The 25,477-nt window shown below is 69.8% G+C and carries 29 protein-coding genes; 16 read left to right on the plus strand and 13 right to left on the minus strand.

The window, feature by feature from the left end:
- Nucleotides 1-37: 37 nt before the first annotated feature.
- Nucleotides 38-1,744: an FAD-dependent oxidoreductase gene (locus AC07ZS_RS02540; protein WP_494797062.1), complete on the minus strand. Its 1,707-nt coding sequence runs from the start codon at nt 1,742-1,744 to the stop codon at nt 38-40.
- Between the two features lie 53 nt (nt 1,745-1,797).
- Here AC07ZS_RS02540 and AC07ZS_RS02545 point away from each other — a divergent pair, with 53 nt between their 5' ends.
- Entirely contained in the window at nt 1,798-2,316 is a 519-nt protein-coding gene (locus tag AC07ZS_RS02545; protein WP_494797063.1) for a MarR family winged helix-turn-helix transcriptional regulator, read from the plus strand.
- On the opposite strand, the gene AC07ZS_RS02550 is transcribed toward AC07ZS_RS02545, so the two are convergent.
- Together AC07ZS_RS02550 and AC07ZS_RS02555 are read right to left on the minus strand one after the other, a co-directional pair.
- A complete protein-coding gene (locus AC07ZS_RS02550) occupies nt 2,288-3,274 on the minus strand; it encodes a Bug family tripartite tricarboxylate transporter substrate binding protein (RefSeq protein ID WP_494797064.1) in 987 nt (328 codons plus the stop codon). The two genes, AC07ZS_RS02545 and AC07ZS_RS02550, sit on opposite strands and share 29 nt — an antisense overlap.
- Before the next feature lie 255 nt (nt 3,275-3,529).
- Nucleotides 3,530-4,618 (minus strand): tartrate dehydrogenase, encoded by a 1,089-nt coding sequence (locus AC07ZS_RS02555; protein WP_494797065.1) that lies wholly within the window; start codon nt 4,616-4,618, stop codon nt 3,530-3,532.
- A gap of 112 nt (nt 4,619-4,730) precedes the next feature.
- Here AC07ZS_RS02555 and AC07ZS_RS02560 point away from each other — a divergent pair, with 112 nt between their 5' ends.
- The 4 genes from AC07ZS_RS02560 (at nt 4,731) to AC07ZS_RS02575 (ending at nt 6,863) form a co-directional block, all read left to right on the plus strand.
- Complete coding sequence (locus AC07ZS_RS02560) at nt 4,731-5,657, plus strand: LysR substrate-binding domain-containing protein (RefSeq protein WP_494797066.1); 927 nt, start codon at nt 4,731-4,733, stop codon at nt 5,655-5,657.
- A 105-nt stretch (nt 5,658-5,762) separates the two neighbouring features.
- The gene (locus AC07ZS_RS02565) at nt 5,763-6,122 is read left to right on the plus strand and encodes a hypothetical protein (protein ID WP_494797067.1); all 360 of its coding nucleotides are present in this window, start codon (nt 5,763-5,765) and stop codon (nt 6,120-6,122) included.
- Nucleotides 6,123-6,231: 109 nt separating this feature from the next.
- Entirely contained in the window at nt 6,232-6,504 is a 273-nt protein-coding gene (locus tag AC07ZS_RS02570; RefSeq protein ID WP_494797068.1) for a hypothetical protein, read from the plus strand.
- Entirely contained in the window at nt 6,501-6,863 is a 363-nt protein-coding gene (locus tag AC07ZS_RS02575; RefSeq protein WP_494797069.1) for a hypothetical protein, read from the plus strand. Before AC07ZS_RS02570 ends, AC07ZS_RS02575 begins: the two co-directional genes overlap by 4 nt.
- Nucleotides 6,864-6,939: 76 nt before the next feature.
- On the opposite strand, the gene AC07ZS_RS02580 is transcribed toward AC07ZS_RS02575, so the two are convergent.
- Entirely contained in the window at nt 6,940-7,284 is a 345-nt protein-coding gene (locus AC07ZS_RS02580; protein WP_494797070.1) for a hypothetical protein, read from the minus strand.
- A gap of 192 nt (nt 7,285-7,476) precedes the next feature.
- On the opposite strand from AC07ZS_RS02580, the gene AC07ZS_RS02585 reads away from it, so the two are divergent.
- The 5 genes from AC07ZS_RS02585 to AC07ZS_RS02605 are packed head-to-tail and all read left to right on the plus strand — an operon-like array spanning nt 7,477 to nt 11,474.
- Nucleotides 7,477-8,790 carry a DUF1800 domain-containing protein gene (locus AC07ZS_RS02585; protein ID WP_494797071.1) on the plus strand — a complete coding sequence of 438 codons (1,314 nt, stop codon included), beginning with the start codon at nt 7,477-7,479 and terminating at the stop codon, nt 8,788-8,790.
- A gap of 22 nt (nt 8,791-8,812) precedes the next feature.
- Nucleotides 8,813-10,027: a DUF1501 domain-containing protein gene (locus AC07ZS_RS02590; protein ID WP_494797072.1), complete on the plus strand. Its 1,215-nt coding sequence runs from the start codon at nt 8,813-8,815 to the stop codon at nt 10,025-10,027.
- Nucleotides 10,027-10,470, plus strand: coding sequence for a DUF3106 domain-containing protein (locus AC07ZS_RS02595; protein ID WP_494797073.1), 444 nt, complete (start codon nt 10,027-10,029; stop codon nt 10,468-10,470). The genes AC07ZS_RS02590 and AC07ZS_RS02595 overlap by 1 nt, the downstream gene beginning before the upstream one ends.
- 12 nt (nt 10,471-10,482) lie before the next feature.
- Nucleotides 10,483-11,142, plus strand: a complete 660-nt coding sequence (locus AC07ZS_RS02600) for an RNA polymerase sigma factor (RefSeq protein ID WP_494797074.1) — start codon at nt 10,483-10,485, stop codon at nt 11,140-11,142.
- Nucleotides 11,139-11,474, plus strand: coding sequence for a hypothetical protein (locus tag AC07ZS_RS02605; protein WP_494797075.1), 336 nt, complete (start codon nt 11,139-11,141; stop codon nt 11,472-11,474). The genes AC07ZS_RS02600 and AC07ZS_RS02605 overlap by 4 nt, the downstream gene beginning before the upstream one ends.
- Before the next feature lie 15 nt (nt 11,475-11,489).
- On the opposite strand, the gene AC07ZS_RS02610 is transcribed toward AC07ZS_RS02605, so the two are convergent.
- The 5 genes from AC07ZS_RS02610 to AC07ZS_RS02630 all read right to left on the minus strand — a co-directional run bounded on the left by AC07ZS_RS02610 (nt 11,490) and on the right by AC07ZS_RS02630 (nt 15,752).
- Nucleotides 11,490-11,915: a hypothetical protein gene (locus tag AC07ZS_RS02610; RefSeq protein ID WP_494797076.1), complete on the minus strand. Its 426-nt coding sequence runs from the start codon at nt 11,913-11,915 to the stop codon at nt 11,490-11,492.
- Nucleotides 11,912-13,228, minus strand: coding sequence for a hemolysin family protein (locus tag AC07ZS_RS02615; protein ID WP_494797077.1), 1,317 nt, complete (start codon nt 13,226-13,228; stop codon nt 11,912-11,914). The genes AC07ZS_RS02610 and AC07ZS_RS02615 overlap by 4 nt, the downstream gene beginning before the upstream one ends.
- Before the next feature lie 101 nt (nt 13,229-13,329).
- The gene (locus AC07ZS_RS02620) at nt 13,330-14,025 is read right to left on the minus strand and encodes a Bax inhibitor-1 family protein (protein ID WP_494797078.1); all 696 of its coding nucleotides are present in this window, start codon (nt 14,023-14,025) and stop codon (nt 13,330-13,332) included.
- A 130-nt stretch (nt 14,026-14,155) separates the two neighbouring features.
- Nucleotides 14,156-14,512, minus strand: coding sequence for a hypothetical protein (locus tag AC07ZS_RS02625; RefSeq protein WP_494797079.1), 357 nt, complete (start codon nt 14,510-14,512; stop codon nt 14,156-14,158).
- 46 nt (nt 14,513-14,558) lie between these two features.
- Nucleotides 14,559-15,752 (minus strand): Bcr/CflA family efflux MFS transporter, encoded by a 1,194-nt coding sequence (locus AC07ZS_RS02630; protein ID WP_494797080.1) that lies wholly within the window; start codon nt 15,750-15,752, stop codon nt 14,559-14,561.
- Between the two features lie 516 nt (nt 15,753-16,268).
- Between AC07ZS_RS02630 and AC07ZS_RS02635 the strand changes: the two genes are divergently transcribed.
- From AC07ZS_RS02635 to AC07ZS_RS02660, 6 genes are read left to right on the plus strand one after another with little or no spacing between them, the layout of a single operon-like run.
- Nucleotides 16,269-19,217, plus strand: coding sequence for a monovalent cation/H+ antiporter subunit A (locus tag AC07ZS_RS02635; RefSeq protein WP_494797081.1), 2,949 nt, complete (start codon nt 16,269-16,271; stop codon nt 19,215-19,217).
- Nucleotides 19,217-19,561 (plus strand): Na+/H+ antiporter subunit C, encoded by a 345-nt coding sequence (locus AC07ZS_RS02640; RefSeq protein WP_494797082.1) that lies wholly within the window; start codon nt 19,217-19,219, stop codon nt 19,559-19,561. The genes AC07ZS_RS02635 and AC07ZS_RS02640 overlap by 1 nt, the downstream gene beginning before the upstream one ends.
- Nucleotides 19,562-19,569: 8 nt before the next feature.
- A complete protein-coding gene (locus AC07ZS_RS02645) occupies nt 19,570-21,279 on the plus strand; it encodes a monovalent cation/H+ antiporter subunit D (protein WP_494797083.1) in 1,710 nt (569 codons plus the stop codon).
- A complete protein-coding gene (locus AC07ZS_RS02650; RefSeq protein WP_494797084.1) occupies nt 21,276-21,767 on the plus strand; it encodes a Na+/H+ antiporter subunit E in 492 nt (163 codons plus the stop codon). The genes AC07ZS_RS02645 and AC07ZS_RS02650 overlap by 4 nt, the downstream gene beginning before the upstream one ends.
- Nucleotides 21,764-22,042, plus strand: coding sequence for a K+/H+ antiporter subunit F (locus AC07ZS_RS02655; RefSeq protein ID WP_291116828.1), 279 nt, complete (start codon nt 21,764-21,766; stop codon nt 22,040-22,042). The genes AC07ZS_RS02650 and AC07ZS_RS02655 overlap by 4 nt, the downstream gene beginning before the upstream one ends.
- Entirely contained in the window at nt 22,039-22,440 is a 402-nt protein-coding gene (locus AC07ZS_RS02660; protein ID WP_494797085.1) for a Na+/H+ antiporter subunit G, read from the plus strand. The genes AC07ZS_RS02655 and AC07ZS_RS02660 overlap by 4 nt, the downstream gene beginning before the upstream one ends.
- Nucleotide 22,441: 1 nt before the next feature.
- On the opposite strand, the gene AC07ZS_RS02665 is transcribed toward AC07ZS_RS02660, so the two are convergent.
- The 4 genes from AC07ZS_RS02665 to AC07ZS_RS02680 all read right to left on the minus strand — a co-directional run bounded on the left by AC07ZS_RS02665 (nt 22,442) and on the right by AC07ZS_RS02680 (nt 25,440).
- Complete coding sequence (locus tag AC07ZS_RS02665; protein WP_494797086.1) at nt 22,442-22,975, minus strand: MarR family winged helix-turn-helix transcriptional regulator; 534 nt, start codon at nt 22,973-22,975, stop codon at nt 22,442-22,444.
- 72 nt (nt 22,976-23,047) lie between these two features.
- On the minus strand, nt 23,048-23,302 hold the full coding sequence (locus AC07ZS_RS02670) for a VF530 family protein (RefSeq protein WP_494797087.1): 255 nt from the start codon (nt 23,300-23,302) through the stop codon (nt 23,048-23,050).
- Complete coding sequence (gshB, locus tag AC07ZS_RS02675) at nt 23,299-24,246, minus strand: glutathione synthase (protein ID WP_494797088.1); 948 nt, start codon at nt 24,244-24,246, stop codon at nt 23,299-23,301. Before gshB ends, AC07ZS_RS02670 begins: the two co-directional genes overlap by 4 nt.
- Nucleotides 24,247-24,255: 9 nt before the next feature.
- Entirely contained in the window at nt 24,256-25,440 is a 1,185-nt protein-coding gene (locus tag AC07ZS_RS02680) for a benzoate/H(+) symporter BenE family transporter (protein ID WP_494797089.1), read from the minus strand.
- Nucleotides 25,441-25,477 lie beyond the last annotated feature (37 nt).

Genomic DNA, 25,477 nt, shown 5'->3' on the forward strand with positions numbered 1-25,477 from the left:
CCGGGCATGCCTTCACCCGGCGCGCGGATTCAACCGCTCATCGATTCCGGCGCGCCAGGCAGGCCACGCGCGCCCAGAGCGCCGCCGCGTCGCCCACCTGTGCGCCGCGCCAGGCGATCACCTGATCGGGGCGCACCAGCAACAGGCCGTCGGCCAGCAGGTCCCCGCCCTCTTCGGCGGCCAGGCTCAACACGGACACGTCCAGCCCAGCCGTGCGGCCTGCGTCGGCCAGGCGCGCGGCCTCGGCCGCGGCGTGGGCCGGCGCCAGCACCGTCCACTCGAAGCCCAGCAGGTCGTACAGCGAGCGCTCGCCGTTTAACCAGCGGTGCGGCAGGCGCCCGCCCGGTTCGGTGGAGGGGTGATACGCGTTGGCCTGGTCGGACGGCGCCCGGGCCGGGTCGCCGAACACGATGGGCGACGCGTCCACCCGTTCGCCGAAGGTGACGCCGGGGATGTTGAACTCGCGCCGCACGTGCGCGCCCAGCACCTCGCTGGCCCGCGCGCGCAGCGCATCGCCGGCGGGTCCCTCGGCCTCCAGCTCGGCCGTCACCTCGAACAGGCCCACCGAATCCGCGAACTCGCGCGCATAGGCCGTGTTGCGCAAGCCGATCGGGCGGCGCTCCTGCTGGTAGCTGTCCAGCAGGGTCGGATGCGACTGGCCTTTCACCACCGCCGCGAGTTTCCAGCCCAGGTTGACCGCGTCGCCCACCGCCGTGTTGTAGCCCAGGCCGCCGGTGGGCGTGAACAGATGGGCCGCGTCGCCCGCGATGAACACCCGCCCGCGCTGGTAGCGTTCGGCCACCAGCGAGTGGCCCGCGATCCACACGCCGGTGGACAGCACCTCGAAGTCCATGTCCATGCCGCTGGCCTCGGCAAAGATGCGGCGCGCGTCGGCGTGCGTCCAGTCCTCGGGCGTTTCGTGCGGGTGCACGGCGGCGTGGAAGGCGAACTCGCCGCGCCCGTCCACCGAGGCCATGAACACGCGCCGCTCGTGGTTCACCGAGACGTACATCCAGGCGATGTCGTGCGGGTACCGATCGTAGAAGGCCGGCGCACGCAGGTAGATCGCGAACATCTTGCCGCCCATGAACTGGCGCTGCAGGCCGGTGGCTCCACCCATCTCGATGCCCAGCGCGCTGCGCACGCCGCTGCGCGCGCCGTCGGCGCCCACCAGGTAATCCGCGCGCACCGTGACCGCGTGACCGCCCGCCGCCGGCGCGACCTGCGCCACCACCCCGTCGCCGGTGTCGTCGAACGACTGCAGCCGCCAGCCGAAACCGATGCGCCGGCCGGTGCGCTGCTCGGCATGCTCGCGCAGCACGGCCTCCACGTACTTCTGCGACACGCGGTGCGGCAACTCGGCCGCGCTCCAGGAACCGGCCAGGGTCTTGATCTGCTCGGTGGCCTGCGCGGCGGTGGGCAGGCGCAGGCGCGCCAGCTCGTGCCGGGCGAAACGGGTGAAGTAGGCGATGTCGGTCGGGTGGTCGCCCGGCAGGCCCATCGCGCGGATCTGCCGCGCGATGCCGATGCGGCGGAAGTGCTCCATGGTGCGCGCCTGCGTGGCGTTGGCCTGCGGGTTGAAGGCCGTGGTGGCCTTGGGGTCCACCACCAGGCACGGTACATTGCGCAGGCCGAGCTCGTTGGCCAGCATCAGCCCGCAAGGGCCCGCGCCCGCGATCAGCACATCCACCCGCAGTTCGCCGCCTTCGGCCTGCGCCTGCTCCAGCGTCAAGAATTCCGCCACGCCCGTCTCCATCGTCAATTTAATTAGGCAACCTAAGCAAATCCATTGTACGCATGAAAACCGAAACCTCCCAACCCCGGCGCCGCGCGCCCGATGCCTGGCGCCTGGGCAATGCGGGGCGCGTCCTGGGCAATGCCGTCACGCGCTTCGAGTCGCGCGTGCTCGAACTCATGGCCGCCGCCGGCCACGCCGACACCCGGCTCTCGCACGTGAACCTGACCCGCCACCTCGATCTGGAAGGCACGCGCATCACCGAGCTGGCGCGCCGGGCGCGCATGACCAACGCGGCCATGACCGAGCTGATCGACCAGTGCGAAGGCCTGGGCCTGGTGGTGCGCGAGGTCGACCCGGCCGACAAGCGCGCCCGCACGGTGCGGTTCACCGACGCGGGGCGCGAATGGCTCAAGGCCTTCGGCCAGGCCGTGAAGAAGGCCGAGCGGGAGATGCTGAAAGACATCGGCCCCGAAGCGGCAGAGGTGCTGCTTCAGGGCCTGGCGCGCTACGGCGGCACGGTGGAGTCCATCCGCGTGGCGGATGCACCGCTCAGTCGATCACCACGTTCGCGTCCTTGACGAGCTTGGCGAATTTCTCGGTTTCGGCCTTGATGGTCTGGGCCATCTGCTCCGGGCTGTCGCCGATCGGGTCGGCGCCGATGTCGGCCATGCGCTGGCGGAACTCGGGCGACTTGATGATCTTCACCATCTCGCTGCTCAGGCGCGCCTGGATGTCCTTGGGCGTGGCCACCGGGGCCAGCACGCCGAACCAGGTGCCGATGTTGAAACCCTTGAGCCCCGCCTCATCCAGCGTCGGCACATCGGGCAGCGCGGGCGAGCGCGTGGCGGTGGTCACGGCCAGCGGGCGCAGCTTGCCGGCCTTGATGTGCGGCAGCACCGGCGTGATGGTGTCGAACGTCATCAGGATCTGACCGCCCAGCAGGTCCGTCGCCAGCGGGCCGCTGCCCTTGTAGGCGATGTGCGTGAGCTTGGCGCCGGTGTTGTTCTGGAACTGCGTGCCGATCAGGTGCTGGGCCGTGCCGTTGCCGTTGGAGCCGTAGTTCGCCTTCGCGGGGTCGGCCTTGAGCAGGGCCACGAGTTCGTTCACGGTCTTTGCAGGTGTGGTGGCGTTGACCACCAGCACATTGGGCACCATGGCGATGGTGGTCAGCGGCGCAAGATCCTTCTGGAAGTCGTAGGGCAGCTTCTTGTAGACGCTGGTCGCGATGGTGTGGTGCACCGCGCCCACCAGCAGGGTGTAGCCGTCGGGCCGGGCCTTGGCCACGAAGTCCGCGCCGATGGTGGCGCCCGCCCCCGGCTTGCTCTCGATCACCACCGGTTGCCCCAGGCTCTGCTGCAGGCGCTCGCCCAGCGCGCGGGCCAGCACGTCGGTGGTACCCCCGGCCGGGAACGGCACGATGAGCGTGATCGGGCGGGCGGGCCAGGCCTGGGCCATGGCCCCGGTCACGGTCATGGCGGCGGAGAAGGCCGCCCCCTGAAGGACGAGGCGGCGCGAGAAGGGGCGAATGGATGTCATGTCTGTCTCCTGTTGGCACGGTGTGCCTGTGTGTCGCCGGGCGAACTGCCCGGTCGTTGCGCGGAATGCGCGAAATCAAACAAAGAAACCCCTGCGTTTCACCCAGCCGACGCACGACCCGCACCGCACGGAGACAACGCCACCAGAGGCATCAAGGGTCCGGCTCTGCCGGCCCGAGATGCCGTCCCCCCTCGAAGCGCCGAAGGCGCGCCACAGAGGGGGGAAGCCGCGCAGCGGCGCAGGGGGGAGTCCACGTCAAGCCGCCTTGCGCTGCAGGCTGGCGGTGAGCAGCTCGCACACGGCCTGCGTGACCTGCGCGGTGGTGGCCTTGCCGCCCAGGTCGCCGGTGTGCAGCGCGGGGTTGGCCGTGACCTGCTCGACGGCTTGCATGAGGCGCAACGCAGCATCGAACTCACCCAGGTGCTCGAGCAGCATCACGCAACTCCAGAAGGTGCCGACCGGGTTGGCCAGGCCCTTGCCCATGATGTCGAAGGCCGAACCGTGGATGGGCTCGAACATCGACGGATAGCGGTGCTCGGGATCGATGTTGCCGGTGGGCGCGATGCCCAGGCTGCCCGCCAGCGCGGCGGCGAGGTCGCTCAGGATGTCGGCATGGAGGTTGGTCGCGACGATGGTGTCCAGCGTGGCGGGGCGGTTCACCATGCGGGCGGTGGCGGCGTCCACCAGTTCCTTGTCCCAGGTCACGTCCGGGAACTCTTTTGCGATCTGCACCGCGATCTCGTCCCACATCACCATGGCGTGGCGCTGCGCGTTGCTCTTGGTGATCACGGTCAGCTGCTTGCGGGGCCGCGACTGCGCCAGCTTGAACGCGAAGCGCATGATGCGCTCCACGCCCACGCGGGTCATCATGGTCACGTCGGTGGCGGCCTCGATCGGGTGGCCCTGGTGCACACGGCCGCCCACACCGGCGTATTCGCCTTCGGAGTTCTCGCGCACGATCACCCAGTTCAGGTCCTCGGCCTTGCAGCGCTTGAGCGGCGCGTCGATGCCGGGCAGGATGCGCGTGGGGCGCACGTTGGCGTACTGGTCGAAGCCCTGGCAGATCTTCAGACGCAGGCCCCAGAGGGTGATGTGGTCAGGGATGTGCGGATCGCCCGCGGAGCCGAACAGGATCGCGTCCTTGTCGCGCAGCGCATCCAGGCCGTCGGCCGGCATCATCTCGCCGTGCTCGCGGTAGTAATCGCCGCCCCAGTCGAAGTCCTCGAACTGGAAGCGGAACGTGTGGCTGGTGGCGGCCAGCGCCTCCAGCACCTGCTGGCCGGCGGGCACGACTTCCTTGCCGATGCCGTCTCCGGGAATGGTTGCGATGGCGTAGGTCTTCATGGTGTCTCTCGTGTGGGGGTGGGTCGATGGGTGGACTGTAGGGATTCGACAGGCCATCGAAACACCGCTAAAGTGAATCCATCGTTAACCTGCATTCAACAGTGAGACCGCCATGAGCTCCGCCATCCAGCCCGCCGACCTGGGCTTCTTCTCGGTGCTGGCCAGCGCCGGCAGCCTGAGCGCGGCCGCGCGCGAACTCGGCATCACCACCCCGGCGGTCAGCAAGCACCTGGCGCAGATGGAAGCACGCGTGGGCGTGGCCCTTCTCAACCGCACCACGCGGCGCATGAGCCTCACGCCCGAGGGCGAGGTGTATCTGCAGCACGCGCGCCGCATCCTCGGCGAGATCGACGACATGGAGGAGCTGCTCGGCGTCTCGCGTTCCACGCCCACCGGCCTGCTGCGCGTCAACGCCACGCTGGGCTTCGGCCGCAGCCACGTGGCGCCGCTCATCTCGCGCTTCGTGCGCAAGCACCCGCAGGTGGAGGTGCAGCTGCAGCTCTCGGTGAACCCGCCACCGCTCACCGAGGATGCCTTCGACGTCTGCATCCGCTTCGGCGCGCCACCCGACTCGCGCATGATCGCGCGCCAGATCGCGCCCAACCGGCGCCTGCTCTGTGCCTCGCCCGCCTACCTGGCCAATCACGGCATGCCCAAGGTGCCGCACGACCTGACCAGACACAACTGCATCGGCATCCGCCAGGGCGAGGAGGCGTACGGCGTGTGGCGCCTCTCCAGCGGGCGCGGCAAGACCGTGACCACCGAGGCCGTGAAAACGCGCGGCAACCTCACCACCAACGACGGCGAGATCGCCGTCAACTGGGCGCTGGACGGCCATGGTGTGCTGATGCGCGCCGAATGGGACATCGAGCGCTACCTGCGCAACGGGCGGCTGGTGCAGGTGCTGCCGCAGTACTTCACGCCCGACGCCTCGATCCACGCGGTGTACCCGCAGCGCCACCAGCTGGCCGCGCGCGTGCGGGCTTTTGTGGACTTCGTGGCACTGGCGTTCACGCAGCAGGCCGCGGTCAGCAAGTAAGCGCCCGGCATGTTCCTGCGCCGCCCGCCCCCCACTCTTCCCCCATGTGTGCATCGGTTTGACCGCCGCTGCCCCTAGACTGCCCTTATCAGGAGGGAGTGCAGCATGGTGAACGACGCGAACGCCGACGACATTCCCTCGGAGCTGACCGAGGCGATCCTGCAGACGCAGGCCGAGCGGGAGCAGGTCCGCCAGGCCCAGCCCGAGCTGTTCGCGGCGGTGTCGGGCGCCATGTTCCGCCACGACCCGGTCGAGATCAACTACCACTTCAACACCGACGAGTACGACGCCGAGACCGGCACGGTTCTCCCCCGGTTGAAGGAGTGTGCGTCGTCCGACGAACTCGCCAGCGTGCTGCACGAGGAATTCGTGCGCTGGTTCGGCGCCGAGACGGCCGGGCCGCGCGATCACTACCTCGACCTGTCGGTCGAGATCTGGGCGTTGTGGACGGCAGCTTCCGCCTGAAGCATCGGGCTGGACAACCCGGGTATCCAGCCGGCGGCATTGGGGATATTCTTCGTCAGGGCTCGGTCACCGCGCCCGCCCGCCCACCTCAACGAAGCTGGAGACCCACATGATCGACAAGGCTCAGGCCGACATGGCCAAAACGCTCTGGGAACAATCCAAAGCCGCCGCGCAGCAGGCCCATGAAGCCTGGTGGACGGTGCTGAAGTCCCAGAAAGCGCTGCTGGACTCCATGCGCGGGGTGGGCATGCCGTTTGAAGTGGCCGCCGACCAGTTCGAGAAACTCATGCAGTTCCATGCCGAGCAGCACAAGGCCGCGCTCGACTACATGGAAAAAATGTCGGCCGACTACGGGCGCGCCGTCGCCAAACAGAAGAAGTGACGCGGCCCGTTCTGCGGGCCTCTTCACTCGTCTTCCTGGCGCTGCTGCTCTGCGGTGGGTTGCCCGGCCGGGCGGCGGAGCACCCCGGGGACCTGCGCCAGTTCCTCGAACGGCGCGAGGAATGCGACCACTGGCGCGGCGAGGCCGGCTACGACAAGGAGCGGCAGCGCGACATCGACCGGGGCGTCTGCCGGACCTGCACGGGCACGGACGCCGAGCTGGCGAGGCTGAAGAAGAAGTACAAGGCCAACCCCGCCGTGATGGACGTGCTCGACGAGCTCGAGGAGAAGATCGAGCACCCCGACAGGGCGGCGGCGAAGCGCTTCTGCCGGGGCCTTCGCCAGCCGATCCGGCCCTGAGGTTTCTGGGCCCCTTCGATGGCCAGCGCATGGTCTGCGGCGGCTTCGAGCTCATCCTCGAAGCCTGAGCGCGCGCTCAGCGCAACGGACGGTGCTGCCGGTCGTGCTTCTGCAGCGCAATGCGGTGGCTGGCCTTGTCCTGGGCACGCTCCATGCGCCGCGCCTCTTGGCCGGTCACCTTGCCGTCGGCCTCGACGCGGTGTTCCATGTGGGTGATGCGGGCCTGCTGCGCGTCCATCCGGGCGGTTTCCCGGCGCGTGAGCTCGCCGGAAGCCACGCCCTGGTCGATGCGGGCGGCCTGCCGCTCCTGGCGGTTGTCCACGCGCTCGCCGGGCGCAAGGCCCTGTGCGTGGACCGGGAAGGCGCTCACGGCCGTCATGCCCAGCGCCAGCAACAGAACGCGAAAGGAGATGTTCGACATGGGGGATCCTTGGTGATGAACACAGTGCCGGGTACGGGCCCGGTGTCGCTTGAACCGCCCGCCCCCACCCGGGCTTACGGCCTCCACGCGCAAGCCCCTGCGAGCCACTCGGGTTTGCGGGCACCGGCATAAGAGAAGCCCCCCCACCGGGTTCAACCGGTACACGCCCACCACCAAGCCCACACGACGTCCATGGCCCCCGACGCCACCTTCGCCCCGGTCATCGCCTCACACCGCTTCGGTCTGAGCCAGGTCAGCCTGGCCAGCGTGGGCCCCGATCCGCGCGCCTGGGTCATGAACCAGCTTCAGCGCCCCACCCTGCTCGACCTCACCGGCCTGCCCGACAGCGCAGCCGTGGCCGAGACCACGCGCCAGATCCGGCAGATGTCCGAACCCACGAGCGAGGCGCGCCGTCAATTGCGCGAGGGTAATCAGTCGGCCCTGCGCCGGCGTTGGCAGCACCAGATCGAAACCCCCACGCCGGTGTATGAACGCTGGGTGATGTTCTGGGCCAACCACTTCACGGTGTCAGGCACCAAGGCCACCACGGCCGGCATGGTGTGGCCGTTCGAGAACGAGGCTGTCCGGCCTCACGCCACCAGCCGGTTCGCCGTGCTGCTGCGCGCGGCCACGGTGCACCCGGGCATGCTGCTGTACCTCGACAACGCCCAGTCCATCGGGCCGGACTCGCGGCAAGGCCTGCGACGCGGCCGTGGGCTCAACGAGAACCTGGCGCGCGAGCTGCTGGAACTGCACACCCTGGGCGTGCACGGCGGCTACACGCAGACCGATGTGCGCGAGCTCGCGCGCCTGCTCACCGGCTGGACCGTGGGCAACGCGCAGCGACCCGGGCCTGGCTTCGTCGCGGCGCTGCACGACCCCGGCAACAAGCGGGTGCTGGGCCGGGACTACCGCGAAGGCCCGCAGGCACTGGACGAGGTGTTGACCGACCTGGCCCGCCACCCGGCCACCGCCGAACACCTGGCCGACAAACTCGCCCGGCACTTCGTCGCCGACGACCCGCCGCCCGCCCTGGTACAGGCGCTGGCTCGCCGCTACCGCGACACCGACGGTGACCTTCTGCAGGTGGCCGATGCGCTGTTCGGCCATGAACAGGCCTGGGCCGCTCACCGTCCCGGCAAGGTGCGCCGGCCCGAAGAGCTCGTGCTCTCGGCGCACCGCTTGCTGCAGCTGCCCATGGGTCAACCCGATCGCACGCTCGCCGCATTGACCGCCATGGGCCAGCCCCTGGGCCGCGCACCGTCGCCGCAAGGCTGGCCCGATCGGCATGATGACTGGCTGGGACCGGACGCGCTGCTCAAGCGCGTGGAATGGGCCGCCAGCGTGGGACGCAGTGCCGGCAACCTGGCCGATGCGCGCCGGCTGGCGGATCTGGCGTGGGGCCCGGCCCTCACCAGCGAGAGCCGCCAGCAGATCGCGCGCGCCGAAAGCGGTGCCCAGGCGCTCACGCTGTTGTTGGCCAGCCCCGAGTTCCAGCGCCGTTGACCTCCTCGTGACGGAGCCCTCCATGACACACGAACCGTCTTCTTCCCCTCCACCATTCACCGCGGGTTGGCGCCGCCGCCAATGGCTGCAGGTTGCCGGCGCCGGTCTGCTGATGGCGGGCCATGGCCTGCAGGCGGCTTTCGCGGCCACGCCGCAAGCGCACGGCAAGCTGGTGGTGGTGATGCTGCGCGGCGCGCTCGACGGCCTGGCCGCCGTGCCGGCCATCGGCGACCCGCAATGGGCCGCCTTGCGACCGCCTCTCACCGAGACCAACGCCAGCCCCGCACCGCCCCTGCCGCTGGACGGGCTGTTCGGCCTGCATCCGGCCCTGCCTCGGCTGCACAGCTGGTACACCGAAGGCCAGCTGCTGCTGGTGCACGCGGTGGCCAGCCCCTACCGCGAGCGCTCGCACTTCGACGCACAACAACTCCTGGAGAGCGGCGGGCAGCGCCCCTTCGAACTCACCACCGGCTGGCTGGGCCGCGCGCTCGCGGCCGGTGGGCAGCGGGGCGTGGCACTGAGCCCGGCCATGCCGGTGGCGCTGCGCGGCGCGCAAGGGGCCAGCACCTGGACCCCTGCGCGCGGCGCCTCGCCGGACGCCGACCTGATGGCGCGCATCGCGCAGACCTACCAGAGCGACCCGGTGCTCGCCGGCCTGCTGGAGCAGGCACTCGGCCAGCGCGAGACGCTGGGCGCGGGCACGCGCGAACCCGGCATGGGCGGCGGCACCGGCAGTGCCGCGGCATTTGCGGGGCTGGCACGGCAGGCGGGCCGCTTTCTGGCCGAGCCCGGCGGCCCGGACGTGGCCTGGCTCGACTTCGACGGCTGGGACACGCACACTCAGCAGGCGGGTCGCCTGCAAAGGCAGCTCGGCGCGCTCGACACAGGCCTGGCCGCGCTGCGCGAGTCCCTGGGCGAGCGCTGGGCCGACACCACCGTGCTCGTGATGACCGAGTTCGGCCGCTCGGCCACGCTCAACGGCAGCGGCGGCACCGACCATGGCACCGGGGGCGTGGCCCTGCTCGCGGGGGGCGCGGTGGCCGGCGGCCGGGTGCTCACCGACTGGCCCGGCCTGGGCCGGCCCGCGCTGCTGGACGGGCGCGATCTGCGCCCCACGCGCGATGTGCGCAGCCTCCTCACGCCGCTGTTGCAGCGCCACCTCGGCGTGGGCCAGGCGGAGATGGCGCGCGTGCTGCCCGGCGCTCCGGCCGGCGCCACCGGCCTGTGGAGAACCTGATGCGAACGCATGTCTTTCGATCGGGACTGTGCCTCGCCGCGCTGCTGGCCTGCGTGGGTGCCGCCCGCGCCGCACCGCCGGCCCCCGACCCCCAGGCCTGGGCCCGGCTCACGCCGGGACAACAGGCCGAGCAGCGCGAACGCCTCCAGCGCCAGCTCGACGCGGCCACCCCCGCCGAGCGCCAGGCCTTTCGCGCCACCGTGCGCGAACGCCTGGAGAAACTCACGCCCACCGAACGCCAGGCGCTCGTGGGCCAGACGCGCGAGCGCTGGCAGTCACTCTCGACCGAAGAGCGCCAGGACCTGGCCGAACAACGCCGGGCTCGCATCCAGGCCATGGCACCGCAGGAGCGCCGGCAGTTGCTCGAACAGCGCCGCGCGATGCTCTCGCGGCTGAGCCCCGAGGAACGCGCCGCGCTGCGTGAGAAACTGCCCGCCCGTTGAGGCCCGCCCACCATGCACGCTCTCACCCTGCGCCCACCCCACGAGCCGCTGCGCGACCAGCTCGCGCGCGCATTGAGTCTGATCGACATCGTGCGCCACGCCGCGCAACGGGGTTCGCCCCGGGAGGACGGCTGGGCCCTGTGGCGACGCGCTTGCGAGGGCGACCCGAGCAGTGCACGCGCCCTGGTGCGGCTGCTCACGCCCACCGCGCTGGCGATGGCACGCCAGATGCTGGGCCGACAGGAGGACGCCGAGGATGCCGTGCAGGAATCCTTCCTGCGGCTATGGAGCGCCCGCCCCGAGAACTCGCGCGGCGCGCAACTCAGCACCTACTTCAACACCATCGTGCTCAACCGCTGCCGCACACAGCTGGTGCGGCGCCGCGAACTGGGCATGGAGCCGGAGGACCTGCGCGCGCTGCAGGAGCGGAATCAGGCGCAGGCCGACGGACTCGCGCACGAGATGCTCGCGTCGGTCACACCGCAACAACTGCTGGACACCCTGGCCCGCCTGCCCGCGCGCCAGCGCATGGCAATCGCGATGTGGGCCTACGCCGACGCCAGCGCGGCCGAGATCGGCCAGGCGCTGGAGATCGATGCCAACGGAGCGCACCAGTTGCTGCACCGAGCCAAGGCAGGACTGCGCCAGGCCCTGTCGGGAAACGCCACATGACAAGTCCTCTCCGCGATCAGGACCCGGCGCTGCGAGGCCGCCTGCGTGCCGCGCTCGATGCCGACGCGCCCGCAGAAACCGAAGCACTGGAAGAACGCGTGCTCGCGCAATGGCGGCAACGCCATGCCGCGACGGACACCGTGCTGGCCTCGGCCGGCGGTGCGGCGCTGCACGCACCCGGCAGGGGCCGGCGTCCGCTGTGGCTCGGCAGTGGTGCGCTGCTGCTGGCCGCGCTGCTCATCACCGTGGTCGCCTGGCAACGGCACGACCCGGCCATGGACGAGTTGATGCAGCTCGACGTGCTGTCCGAGATGGCGCTGGGCGAGATGTGAAGCGGCAGTGAGGTGTCAGCCGCCGCAGTGGCGCGGCAGGAAATCCACCAGCCATTTCATCTGAGCGGCGTCGTGCGCATCCACCCCATCGAGCACCAGCACGCCCTCCGCCTCTCCCGCCGGCACCACGCGCACGGCGTGGCTGCCGCTGGTGGCGTCTTTCTCCACCACGGCCACCGAGCGCCGCAGCGCCACGCGCACCGGTTCGCGGTCGCGCAGGAAGCGCCGGGCCTGGGCCTGCAACACGCAGCCCGGCTGCAGCTCGTAGTGCCAATGGTGGCTGAGCTGGCGCTGATGCCCCAGGTGGTGCATGGCGCCCAGGGCCTTGTCCAGCTTCATGTCGTGGCTGAGGATCAGGGCACCGTCCTCGCTGGGGTAGCCGTCGGCACAGCCGGCGAGCAAAGCCGCCAGGCCCAGCACCAGCGTGCATGCCCATCTCATGACAGCGCGACCGCCGGCGCGGCATCGTCCTGGGCCTCGCGCGTGGCCAACACCTTGTCGATGGTGCGGCCGTCCATGTCCACGATCTCCAGCCGCCAGCCCTCCCAGCTCACGCTGTCGGCCACGCGGGGCATGCGCCCGGTGAGCAGCATCATCATGCCGCTGAGCGTGTGGTAGCGCCCGCGCTCCTCGTCGGGCACGCTGCCCAGGTCGAGGCGGTCCTTGAGCTCGGGCACGGGGATGTGGCCGTCGAGCAGCCAGCTGCCGTCCTCCCGCTGCATGGCCCACGAGGTCTCGGGGTCGCGCGGGCTGAACTCGCCGGTGATCGCCTCGATGAGGTCCTGCAAGGTCACGATGCCCTGCACCTCACCGTACTCGTCGATCACGAAGGCCATGTGCACGTCGGACTGGCGGAAGTTGTCGAGCAGCTCCATGCCGGTGAGCGTCTCGGGCACGTAGAGCGGCGGCTGCAGCGGCTGGCTTTCCAGCTCGCGCTGCGCACCGCGAAGCGCCTGCGAGAGCCACTGCCGCGCATTGACCACACCCACCACGTTGCCCAGGCTGCCGCGCACGACCGGGAAGCGCGCGTGGTCGGAGGCGTCCACCCGTGCCATGTTGACCTCGAATGGCTGGTCCAGGTCGAGCGTCACCACATCGCCGCGCGGCACCATGAGCGAGCCGATCTGCCGGTCGTCGAGCCGGAACACATTGCGCACCATAGTGTGCTCGTGCGACTCGATCACGCCCGCCGTCGTGCCCTCGGCCAGCATGGCGTGGATCTCCTCCTCCGTCACCGCGCTGGCGCCGTTTTCCTTGATGCCCAGCACCTTCATGAGCGCGCGAGTGGACACCGAGAGCAGCAGCACGAAAGGCTTGGTGGCCACGGCCAGCCAGTCGATCGGCCGCGCCACCAGGCGCGCGAGCGTCTCGGGGTGCGACTGGCCCAGGCGCTTGGGCACGAGTTCGCCGACCACGATGGAGAAGTAGGTGATGAGCACCACCACCAGGCCGGTGGCGCCGTAGGTGCTGTAGGGCGCGGGCACACCGAGTTCGGCCAGCCACAGGGCCAGCGGCGCGGCCAGCGCGGCCTCGCCGACGATGCCGTTGAGCACGCCGATGGAGGTGATGCCGATCTGGATGGTGGAGAGGAAGCGGGTGGGGTCCTCACCGAGCTTGACGGCCGCGGCGGCTGCGCCGTCGCCCTCGTCGATGAGTTTCTGCAAGCGCACCTTGCGGGCGGTGACCAGCGCGATCTCTGACATGGCGAAGACGCCGTTGAGCAGGATCAGCGCGAACAGTAAGGCAATTTCCATGGAGGATGAAGGCTCGCGGAGCGAGCGAAAGTGGGGGCGGGAGGAATGGATCGGAAACGGCCAGGCCCCGGCATGGCGCCGGAGGCCTCAGGCCGGGGGTCTCACTCCTCGCGGCCGCCCGCGATGCCCAGCAGGGCCAGCAGGCTCTGGAAGACGTTGAACAGGCTCAGGTACACGCCCAGGGTGGCGGTGATGTAGTTGGTTTCCTCGCCGTCGCGCACGCGCTTGAGGTCGTACAGGATGAAGGCCGAGAAGATGCCGATGGCCAGCACCGAGAGGGTAATCATGAGCGCGCCCGACTGGATGAACACGTTGGCGATGCCGGCGACGAGCAGCATGATCATGCCGATGAACAGGAACTTGCCCATGTTGCCCAGGTCGCGCTTGATGACGGTGGACAGCGTGGCCATGCCGAGGAAGATCAGGCCGGTGCCGGTGAAGGCGGTCATGATCAGGCCGGCGCCGTTGGCCAGGCCGAGCACCGAGCCGATCAGGCGCGAGAGCATCAGGCCCATGAAGAAGGTGAAGGCCAGCAGCACGGGCACGCCGGCAGCGGAGTTCTTGGTCTTCTCGATGGCGAACATGAAGGCGAACGCGCCCCCGAGGAAGACGGCGATGCCGAGGAAGCCGGTGAGCGGCGCGGTGATGCCGGTGACCACGCCGAGCCAGGCGCCGATCACGGTCGGGATCATGGACAGCGCGAGCAGCCAGTAGGTGTTGCGCAGCACGCGGTTGCGTTCGACGGCAACAGCCTGGCCGGTGGCGGCGGGGGACGACAGATCAAGGTGCGGATTCATGGTGGGTCCTTGGAACAACGAAAAAAAGAAAGCGGGTTCGGGTGCCGTTGCCGGGGCGAGCCGCTGCGGCAACGGGGCGCCAGCGGCCTGGCGACGAAGAGGAACCTGGACGCCGCGCGCGGCGGAAACGTCAGGCGAAGGTGAGCGGACCGCGTGGCGGTCGCTGGAGCCCGTCGAGCACGGGCGGGGTCAGGTCTTGCGCCAGGGGCGGCGAAGGGGTGCGCAGGTGCTCACCCCGGCTGGACGCGGCGATGGTCGCGTCCAGGCACTCGGGCAGGTCGGCCTGGGTGTCGGTGAGACCGTGATCGGTGCCGGGGGTGGGCTTGAGGGTGTCGTCCGGGGCCGTCTGAGCGGCGGAGACCGCTTCGGCCACCAGGCCCTGCACCGGGGCCTGCGACGCGGGTGCGCCGGGGAGCTGGCCGAAAGCGAACGCACCCACACTCAGGAAGAAGTGCAGGGCAAAGACGGCAACAAGCCAACGGCGCATGGTCGGTCCAGTATAGCGGCCTGCCGTTTCACGGCGGCGGCGCGCCTCAGGCGCGCGCCTGCTGGCCGCGCTGGAGCGCCGCCATGGCCACGGCGGCACTGGCCGAGAGCGCGAGCATCAGCCAACCCAGGTTCACCGCCCCGTCGTGCGGCACCAGCCCCACCACGAAGCCGCCCAGCGCGCCCATAAGCTGCTGCATCAGACCGGCCACGGCCGCCGCCGCACCCGCCAGCGCCGGCAGCAGGCCGACCGTGCCGATGAGCGTGGGCGGCACCAGCAGGCCATGGCCCATGCCCAGCAGCAGCAGGGGCAGCGAGAGCGCCAGCGGCGTGTCCACCCCGGCCAGCGCGAGCGCGAGCATGAGGCCGATGCCCAGCAGCGAACTGCCCTGCCCCAGCCGCATCACGGTGCGCTCGCCCAGGCGGTGCACCAGGTGGGTGGTGAGGTAGTTGCCGACGATGTAGGCCAGCGGCACCACCATGATGTGGTATCCGATGCCTGCCGGGCCCACGCCGTAGCTGCCGAGCACGATGGGGGCGCCCGCGAGGAAGGCATAGAAGGTGGCGGTGGTCATCGAGAGCAGGGCCACATAGAGCAGGAAGCCGGGCGCGCGCGCCAGCTGCGCGTACGACGAGGCCATGTCGCGCAGCCAGTGCGTCTGCTGCGGTGCGGTCGCTGCGGGGTGGTCGGGCAGGCCACGCCAGGCGGCGATGAACAGCACGATCGACAGCCCGGTCAGCAGCACGAAGTTGGCCTGCCAACCCAGGCGCACGTGCAGCTGCCCGCCGATGATGGTGGCCAGCGGCGGCACCAGGCCCATGGCCATGCCGATGTAGGCCATGACGCGCGTGCGCTCGGGGCCGTCGAACAGGTCCTGCACCATGGCGCGCCCCACCACCATGCCGGCGGCGCAACCGGCGCCCTGCAGGACGCGCGCGGCGGTGAGCATGACCAGATCTCCGGCGAGCGCGGCCAGCAGCGAACCGAGCAGGCCCAGGGCGATGCCCAGCAGCAGGATCTTCTTGCGGCCGAGCCGGTCCGACAACGGGCCATACAGCAGCTGCAGGCCACCATAGGCCACCACGTAGCCGCTGAAGGTGAGCTGCACCGCCGCCTGGCTGGAGCCGAAGATCGCGCCCCACTGCTGCATCGAGGGGATGCAGATGGTCATGGCCAGCAGGCCGAAGGCGAGCTGGGCGACGAGGTTGGCGATCAAAGGGCCGTGGCGGGGGGCGGTCATGGGTCTGGGTCTGGCGAAAGGCAACCGGGCATGGTGCCACAACACAGAGAAGAATGCGTTTCTCGCCTCCTGGTGGGCGAGGTCGGGTGGTCCGGTCATTCGGTCGCAGGCCGCTCGCGGACGGGTACCCGGGCGCGCCAACACCGTTTCATCAACACCGGGCTGGCGCGCCAGCGCTTGTGGCAACCGCGAATGGGGCCAGCGCCCGAATGCCCAGACCACCCGCCCCAGAAATGATGTTGGCACGCAAGGCTGGTATGCACAGGTGTGTTGCGGGACGGGGGTGGGGTCCGCCTGCGCAGGCCCCCATTCGCGATTGCCATAGAAGCTGAGTGCCAGCCCGGTGTTGATGAAACGGTGCTGGCATGCCCGGGCAGACGACCGCGAGCAGGGCCGGAGCAGGCGGACCCCACCCCCGGCCCGCCGCGAAGCAGCAGAAAGAAAAACCGCGAGACAAACCCCATGGAGGGGAACCCTGGAGGCACTGCAAACTCATGCCACTAAACTCGAAGGCCCATGCACGTCTCCCTGATCTTCCTCGTCGCCCTCCCATTCGTGGGCAGCCTGCTGGCTGCATTGCTGCCCGCGAACGCGCGCAACACCGAGTCGACACTGGCGGGCGCCATCGCGCTGTTCTGCGCCGTGCAGGCCGCGATGTACTTCCCCGAAGTCGCCGCCGGCGGCGTGATCCGGCAGGAGTTTGTGTGGCTGCCCTCGCTCGGCCTGAACTTCGTGCTGCGCATGGACGGCTTCGCGTGGATGTTCTCCATGCTGGTGCTGGGCATCGGCTCGCTGGTGGTGCTCTACGCGCGCTACTACATGTCGCCCGACGACCCGGTGCCGCGCTTCTTCTCGTTCCTGCTCGCCTTCATGGGCGCCATGAGCGGCGTGGTGCTCTCGGGCAACCTGATCCAGCTGGTGCTGTTCTGGGAACTCACCAGCCTGTTCTCCTTCCTGCTGATCGGCTACTGGCACCACCGCCGCGACGCGCGGCGCGGCGCCCGCATGGCGCTGACCGTCACCGGCGCGGGCGGCCTGTGCCTGCTGGCCGGCGTGCTGGTGCTCGGCCACATCGTCGGCAGCTACGACCTGGACGTGGTGCTGCGGGCCGGCGACGTGGTGCGCGCCCATCCGCTGTACAGCACGGCGCTCATCCTCATCCTGCTCGGCGCGTTCACCAAGAGCGCGCAGTTCCCGTTCCAGTTCTGGCTGCCCCACGCCATGGCCGCCCCCACCCCGGTCTCGGCCTACCTGCACTCGGCCACCATGGTGAAAGCCGGCGTGTTCCTGCTGGCCCGGCTGTGGCCGGTGCTCGCCGGCACCGACGAGTGGTTCTGGATCGTCACCTGCTCGGGCCTGATCACGCTGCTGATCGGCGGCTTTGCCGCCATCTTCCAGAAAGACCTCAAAGGCCTGCTCGCCTACTCGACCATCTCGCACCTGGGCCTGATCACCACGCTGCTGGGCATGAACAGCCCGCTGGCCGCCGTGGCCGCCGTGTTCCACATCATCAACCACGCCACCTTCAAGGCCTCGCTGTTCATGGCGGTGGGCATCATCGACCACGAGGCCGGCACACGCGACATCCGGCGCCTCTCGGGCCTGGCCCGCTACATGCCGGTGACCGCCACGCTGACCGTGGTGGCCGGCGCGGCCATGGCCGGCGTGCCGCTGCTCAACGGCTTCATCTCGAAAGAGATGTTCTTCACCGAGGCGGTGTTCGTCAGCGCGGCCCCCTGGTTCCAGCGCGTGCTGCCGGTCGCGGCGGTGGTCGCGGGCATGTTCAGCGTGGCCTATTCGCTGCGCTTCACGGCGCGCGTGTTCTTTGGCCCCGACACCTGCGCCAACCTGCCGCGCGTGCCGCACGAGCCGCCGCACTGGATGCGCGTGCCGATCGAGGTGCTGGTGCTGGCCTGCCTGGTGGTGGGCATCGTGCCGCAGTGGTCCATCCAGTACATCCTGGGCACCGCCGCGCTGCCGGTGGTGGGCGGGGAACTGCCGGAATTCGACCTCGCGGTGTGGCACGGCTTCAACCTGCCGCTGTGGATGAGCTTCCTGGCGCTGGCCGGCGGCATCGTGCTGTACCTGCTGCTGCGCAAGCCGCTGCAGAGCGGGCGCATCGAGCGCGCGCCACTGGTGGGGCTGTTCAACGGCAAGCGCCTGTTCCACCACGCCATGGCCCGACTCACCGCCGCCGCCCGCAGCGCCCTGCGCCTGCTGGGCACGCGCCGCCTGCAGCCGCAGCTGTTCCTGCTGGTGCTGGTGACCGTGGTGGGCTCGGTGGCCGCGTTCCGCCTGGCGGTGCCGAACCCGTCGCTGGCGCCCGGTGATCGCACGCTGCTGCCGTTCTCGCCCATGTTCGCCCTGCTGTGGGTGGTGGGCGTGGGCGCGGCCATCGGCGCGGTCTGGCAAGCCAAGTACCACCGGCTCACCGCGCTGGCGCTCATGAGCGTGTCGGGCCTCACCACGGTGATCACCTTCGCCTGGTTCTCCGCACCCGACCTCGCGCTCACGCAGCTCTCGGTCGAGGCCGTGACCACGGTGCTGATCCTGCTGGGTCTGCGCTGGCTGCCCAAGCGGCTGGAGGTGCAGGACGACAGCGAACCGCTGTGGGAGCGCACCAAGGCCAAGGCCCGGCGCTCGCGCGACCTGCTGCTGGCGCTGGCCGCCGGCGGCGGCATGACCGCCCTGTCCTACGCCTTGATGACGCGCGACTTCCCGCAAAGCATCTCGCCCTTCTTCCTGGAGCGCGCGCTGCCCGAAGGCGGCGGCACCAACGTGGTCAATGTGATGCTGGTGGACTTCCGGGGCTTCGACACCCTGGGCGAGATCACCGTGCTCGGCATCGTGGCGCTCACGGTGTATGCGCTGCTGCGCCGCTTCCGCCCCGCGCCCGAGAGCGCCGAACTCACGGCCCAGCAGCGGGCGCTGCCGGCCGACCTGGACACCGATCTGGTCAACCCGCAACTGGCTGAAGACACCGCGCAGGGCTACCTGATGGTGCCGGCGGTGCTGGTGCGCCTGCTGCTGCCGATCGCGTCGGTGATCGCGGTCTACCTCTTCATGCGCGGCCACAACGAACCCGGCGGCGGCTTCGTGGCAGGGCTGGTGCTCTCCACCGCGTTCATCCTGCAGTACATCGTCTCGGGCACGCAGTGGGTCGAGGCCAACATGCAGCTGATGCCGCAGCGCTGGATCGCCGCCGGCCTGCTGACCGCCACCGCCACCGGCCTGGGGTCGTTCTGGTTCGGCTACCCGTTCCTGACCACGCACACGGCCCACCTGCACCTGCCGCTGCTGGGCGAGATCCACGTCGCCAGCGCGCTGTTCTACGACATCGGCGTCTTCACCCTGGTGGTGGGCGCGACCCTGCTCATCCTCACGGCGCTGGGCCACCAGTCGGTGCGCGGCCACCGCCAGGCCAAGGTGGTCGAGCAGGAAACCCAACCCGAAGGAACCCCCTGATGGAACTTGTCATGGCCATCGCCATCGGCGCCCTCACCACCTGCGGCGTGTGGCTGATGCTGCGCCCACGCACCTACCAGGTCATCATGGGCCTGTGCCTGCTGGGCTACGGCGTCAACCTGTTCATCTTCAGCATGGGTCGGCTGTCCGTGGACAGCGAACCCGTGCTGACGCCCGGTCTGGAAGCCACGCTGATGCAGTACGACGATCCGATGCCGCAGGCCCTGGTGCTCACCGCCATCGTGATCGGCTTCGCCATGACCGCGCTGTTCCTCGTCGTGCTGCTCGCGCAGCGCGGTTTCTTCGGCAATGACCACGTGGACGGCCAGGGGGACGCGGAGTGACGGGAGGAATGATCCAGGCGATCACCGCGGCGCTCATGCCGCACCTGATGATCGCGCCCATCCTGCTGCCGCTGGTCACCGCCTGCGTGCTGCTGTTCGTGGGCGACCGCCGGCACCGCACCAAGGCCACCATCAGCCTGAGCGCGACGCTGCTGAACCTGGCGGTGGCCATTCTGTTGCTCCTGTGGAGCAAGCAGGGCGAGGGGCCGAGCGCGTTCGGCGTCTACCTGCCCGGCAACTGGGACATGCCCTTCGGCATCGTGCTCGTGCTCGACCGCCTCTCGGGCCTGATGCTGCTGCTGGCCGCGATGGTCGCGCTGATGGCGCTGCTGTTCGCGCTGGCGCGCTGGCACAAGGCCGGCGCGCACTTCCACCCGCTGTTCCAGATCCAGATCATGGGCCTGAACGGGGCCTTCCTGACCGGTGACCTGTTCAACCTGTTCGTGTTCTTCGAGGTCATGCTGGCCGCGTCCTACGGCCTGCTGCTGCACGGCTCGGGCCCCTCGCGCGTGAAGGCCGGCCTGCAGTACATCTCGATCAACCTGGCCGCCTCGTCGCTGTTCCTGGTGGGCGCCTCGATGATCTATGGTGTGACCGGCACGCTCAACATGGCGGACCTGGCCGCGCGCATCCCGGACGTGGCCTCGGCCGACCGAGCGCTGCTGCACACCGCCTGCGCCATCCTGGCCGTGGCCTTCCTCGCCAAGGCCGCGATGTGGCCGCTCAACTTCTGGCTGGTGCCCGCCTACTCCAGCGCCAGCGCGCCCTCGGCGGCGATGTTCGCGCTGCTCACCAAGGTGGGCATCTACGTGCTGCTGCGCCTGTCCACCCTGCTCTTCTCACCCGAGGCCGGCCATTCGGCAGGCTTCGGCAGCGAGTGGCTGGTCTGGGGCGGCATGGCCACGCTGGCCTTCGGCGCCATCGGCATGCTGGCCTCGCAGCGGCCGGCGCGGCTGGCCGGCTTCGCGGTCATCGTCTCCTCGGGCACCCTGCTCGCGGTGCTGGGCTTCGCGCGCCCCGAGCTCACCGCCAGCGCGCTGTACTACCTGCCGAGCTCGACCATGGCGGTGGCCGCGTTCTTCCTGCTGGCCGAGCTCATGGACCGCTCGCGCACCGACCCCGCGAGCCAGCGCGCGCCGGAAGACGAGGAAGACCACCTGCCCTTCGCCCTGGCCGACCTGGAAATCGCCAAGACCGCCAACCTCGACGAAGACGAGGAGGTGCTGATCGGCCGCGCCATCCCCGCCACCACCGCTCTGCTGGGCCTGGCCTTCATCTGCTGCACGGTGCTGGTCGCCGGCCTGCCGCCCCTCTCGGGCTTCATCGGCAAGTTCGCCATGCTCTCGGCCCTGTTGCCGCTGCAGAGCGGCACGCCCGCCGTGAGCACCGCCAGCTGGATGCTGATGGGGCTGGTCATCACCTCGGGGCTGTTCGCGCTGGTGGCGCTCTCGCGCACCGGCATCCGTTTCTTCTGGGCCCCCATGGAGCGCGGCGGCCACATGCTGCGCGTGGCCGAGTACGTGCCGATCGCGGTGCTGATCGGGCTGTGCGTGCTGTTCACGGTGCGTGGTGAGGCGGTGATGCGCTACACCGCCGCCACCGCCAGCGCGCTGTACCACCCGCGCGGCTACATCGACGCCGTGCTCTCGGCCCGGCCGCTGCCCACCCCCACCAACGCCGAACGCCTGGGCGTGCCCGTGCCGGAGAAGCAGCCATGATGCGGCGCCTGTTCCCCGCCCCCCTGCTGTCGCTCGCGCTGGTCGCGCTGTGGCTGGTGCTCAACAACCCCTACAGCCTGGGCCACTGGCTCATGGCCCTGCTGCTGGGCTTCGCGGTGCCGCTGCTCACACAGTCGCTGCGCCCGACGCCGGTGCGCTTCAGCCACCCCTGGGTGGCCTTCAAGCTGTTCCTGCGCGTGGGCGTCGACGTGATCGAGTGGAACTGGCGCGTGCTGCGCGGCACGCTGGGCCGCGGCGAGCACATGCCGCAGGGCGGTTTCATCACCGTGCCGCTGGACCTGCGCGACCCCAACGGCCTGGCGGTGCTGGCCGCCATCATGTGCGTGATCCCGGGCACCATCTGGTCCGAGATCGCGCTGGACCGCAGCGCGCTGCTGGTGCACATCTTCGACCTCGAAGACGCGCAGCACGAGATCGCGCTGATCAAGCAGCGCTACGAGCGCCCCCTGATGGAGATCTTCGAATGAGCCCCTTCCTGTTCGGTGCCATCGTCTTCGCGCTGGCCTGCTACGTGCTGGCCATGGCGCTGGGCCTGCTGCGCCTGTACCGGGGCCCTTCGGCGCAGGACCGCGTGCTGGCCATGGACCTGATCTACACCATCGGCATGCTGGTGCTGATGGTGCTGGCGATCCGCTACCGCAGCGCGATGTACTTCGAGGCCGCGCTGCTGATCGCCGTGTTCGGCTTCGTCAGCTCGGCCGCCATGGCCAAGTTCCTGCTGCGCGGCGAGGTGATCGAATGATGATGCCCGCCGGTGTGTCGCTCTGGGTCGAAATCCCGGTGGCGCTGCTGCTGATCCTCAGCGGCCTCTTCACGCTCACCGCCGCCATCGGCGTGGTGCGCTTCAAGACCTTCTTCCAGCGCATGCACCCGCCCGCGCTGGCCTTCAGCTTCTCGGCCTGGTGCGTCACGCTGGCCAGCATCATCTACTTCTCGGCCCAGGACGCACGGCTCTCGCTGCACGCCTGGCTGATCATCATCTTCCTGTCGCTCACGGTGCCCGTGACCACCATCCTGCTGGCGCGCACCGAGCTGTTCCGCCGCCGCATCGGCAACCCCGGCGCGGGCGACATCCCGCCCTCGCTCAGCCACGTCGTGCCCCGCCCCGGCGAGGGCGACGAAGCACGCCCCAGGGACTGAGTCAGTCCTTCTTCTTCCGCGAACGCGGCGCCGGGCTCTCCACCGGCGGTTCGTATTCGTTCACGAAGGGGATGTTGGCGGTGGTGCGCACCAGCAGGCTCAGCAGCGTCTGCACCTCGGCGGCCGAAAGGCCTTTGAGCAGCCGGCGTTCGCGCTCCAGCGCGACGCGCAGAACCTTGTCGTGGAGGGCATAGCCTTCGGGCGTCAGGGCCAGGCTGCGCCGGCGCGAGCTTTCAGGGTCATCCTCCACCGTGATGTAGCCCTTGGCCTCCAGCTTGCGCATCTCGCGGCTGACAGCCCCCTTGTCCAGCCCGATGAACTGGCACACGCGCACGGGCGAGATGCCCGGTTCGAGCGCCAGCATCGCCATCATGCGCCACTCGATGATGCCGATGTCGTGGTGCTCCAGGTACAGCCGCGAAGCCCCGCTGGACAGCTTGTTGGCCAGGATCGTCAGATAGTAGGAGACGTAGCCGGAGAGGTTGAGCACCTTGCGTCCATGCCGCGTTGCCGTGTTGCTTGGCCGAGTCGCCATCGTGAATCCACTTCCCGGTGATTGAACCTGGGCTGTAATGTAGCGGGGATGGCGCCCCCCGCCCGAATCGGGTCAGCCCCGGCCGGCGCGGCGCTGCTCGCGCAGCATGAACAGGTACAGCCCTTCCACCTTCTCGCGCGCCCAGGGCGTCTTGCGCAGGAAACGCAGGCTGGACGGGATGCTCGGGTCGATGTTGAAGCAGCGCACCGGGATGCGCTCGCCCAGACCGTCCCAGCCGTAGTGCGCCACCAACGCGGTGAGGATGGCCTCCAGCGTGAGGCCATGCAGCGGGTTGCGCGGCTGTTCCTTGGGCGTTGATTCGCTCATGCGAGCGCCGCCTCCAGCGCGTCGACGAACATGGCCGGCACATCGAAACCGGTCTGCTGCTGGATCTCCTGGAAGCAGGTCGGGCTGGTGACGTTGATCTCGGTCACCTTGTCGCCGATCATGTCCAGCCCCACCAGCAGCAGGCCGCGCGCGGCCAGCGTGGGGGCGATGGCTTCGGCCACGGCCCGGTCCACATCGCTCAGCGGCTGGGCCACGCCCTTGCCGCCGGCCGCCAGGTTGCCCCGCACCTCGCTGCCCTGCGGGATGCGCGCGAGCACGAAGGGCGCGACCTTGCCACCGATCAGCAGCAGGCGCTTGTCGCCCAGCACGATCTCCGGCAGGTAGCGCTGCACCATCACGCTGGTGGCGCCGCCCTGGTTGAGCGTCTCGATGATGGAGCCCAGGTTCATGCCGTCGGGCCCGACGCGAAAGATGCCCATGCCGCCCATGCCGTCGAGCGGCTTGAGGATGATGTCCTTGTGCTCGGCGTGAAAGGCACGGATCGCCTCGGGCCGGCGCGTCACCAGCGTGGCCGGGGCGAAGCGCGCGAACTCCATCAGCGCGAGCTTCTCGGGGTGGTCGCGCAGCGCGCGCGGGCTGTTGAACACGCGCGCGCCTTCGCGCTCGGCCTGCTCCAGCAGGTGCGTGGCGTAGAAGAACTCGCTGTCGAAGGGCGGGTCCTTGCGCATCAGCACGGCGTCGAAACTGTGCAGCGGCTCGCGGCCTTCGCCCGTGGTGGTGAACCAGGCGTCGGCGTCGCCCGTGAGCGTGACGTGGCGCACCTGCGCCGTCACGGGCTGGCCGCTCTGCCACTGCAGGTGCTCGGGCTCGCAGGCCGCCAGCGTGTGGCCGCGCCGCTGCAGCTCGCGCATCATGGCGAAGGTGGTGTCCTTGTGGATCTTGAAGGCTTCGAGCGGATCGGCGACGACGAGGATTTTTTTCATGGCGTTCGTTCAGGGCTTTTTCGAGTGGATTCCGTACTGTTGCACAAGCAGCGCGATCGCGCCGGCGACCACGCCCCAGAAGGCCGAGCCGATGCCGCCGATGACCACGCCGCTGAGCGTGACGAGAAAGGTGATGAGCGCGGCCTCGCGGTGCGCATCGTCCTTGAGCGCGGCGTGCAGGCCCCCGCCGATGCTGCCCAGCAGCGCGATGCCGGCGATGGCCATGACCAGCTCGCGCGGAAAGGCGATGAGCAGGCCGGTGATGGCCGCACCGAAGAGGCCGATCAGCACATAGATGCCGCCGCACACCACCGCGGCGGTGTAGCGCTTCTTCGGGTCGGCATGCGCTTCGGGCCCCATGCAGATGGCGGCGGTGATGGCGCTGAGGTTGAGCGCAAAGGCGCCGAACGGCGCGAGCACCAGCGTGACCACGCCGGTGAGCGTGATGATGCGGGAGATCGGCATGTCGTAACCCGCCGCGCGGATCGCCGCCACGCCAGGCAGGTTCTGCGAGGCCATGGTAACGACGAACAGCGGCAGCGCCAGGCTGGTGAATGCGGCCAGGCTGAAGGTGGGCAGGGTGAACACCGGCATGGCCAGCTCGAAGCTGACCGCGCCGCCGTTGAACTGGCCCCGCGCCACCACATAGGCGATGGCCACGGCCAGCGTGAGCGGCACCGCATAGCGCGGCAGCAGCCGCCGGCCCAGCAGGTAGGCCAGCAGCATCAGCACCACCAGCGGCAGCGCCGTCTGTGCGGCGGCGAAGGCCTGCAGGCCGAAGCGCGCCAGCACGCCGGCCAGCAGGGCCGAGGCGATCGCCATGGGAATTCTGTTCATCACCCGCTCGAACCAGCCGGTGGCCCCCACCAGCACGATGAGCGCGGCGCTGATCAGGAAAGCACCCACGGCATCGGCCATGGTGAAACCACCGGCCAGGCCGGCCGTGGCCAGCACCGCCGCGCCCGGTGTGCTCCAGGCCACCATGACGGGCTGGCGCAGCACCAGCGAGGGAATGGCCGAACACAGGCCCATGCCCAGGCCGAGCGCCCACATCCAGGAGGTGATCTGGGCCGGCGTGGCGCCGAAGGCCTGTGCGGCCTGGAAGACGATGGCCACCGAACTGGTGAAGCCCACCAGCACGGCCACGAAGCCGGCCGTGGCGGCCGAAAGGTTCACGTCGCGAAAAAAGGACATCGGGCGATTGTGCCGGGGCGCAACAACCCGCGCTGCG

The organism is Hydrogenophaga sp. GW456-12-10-14-TSB4, from assembly GCF_059424305.1.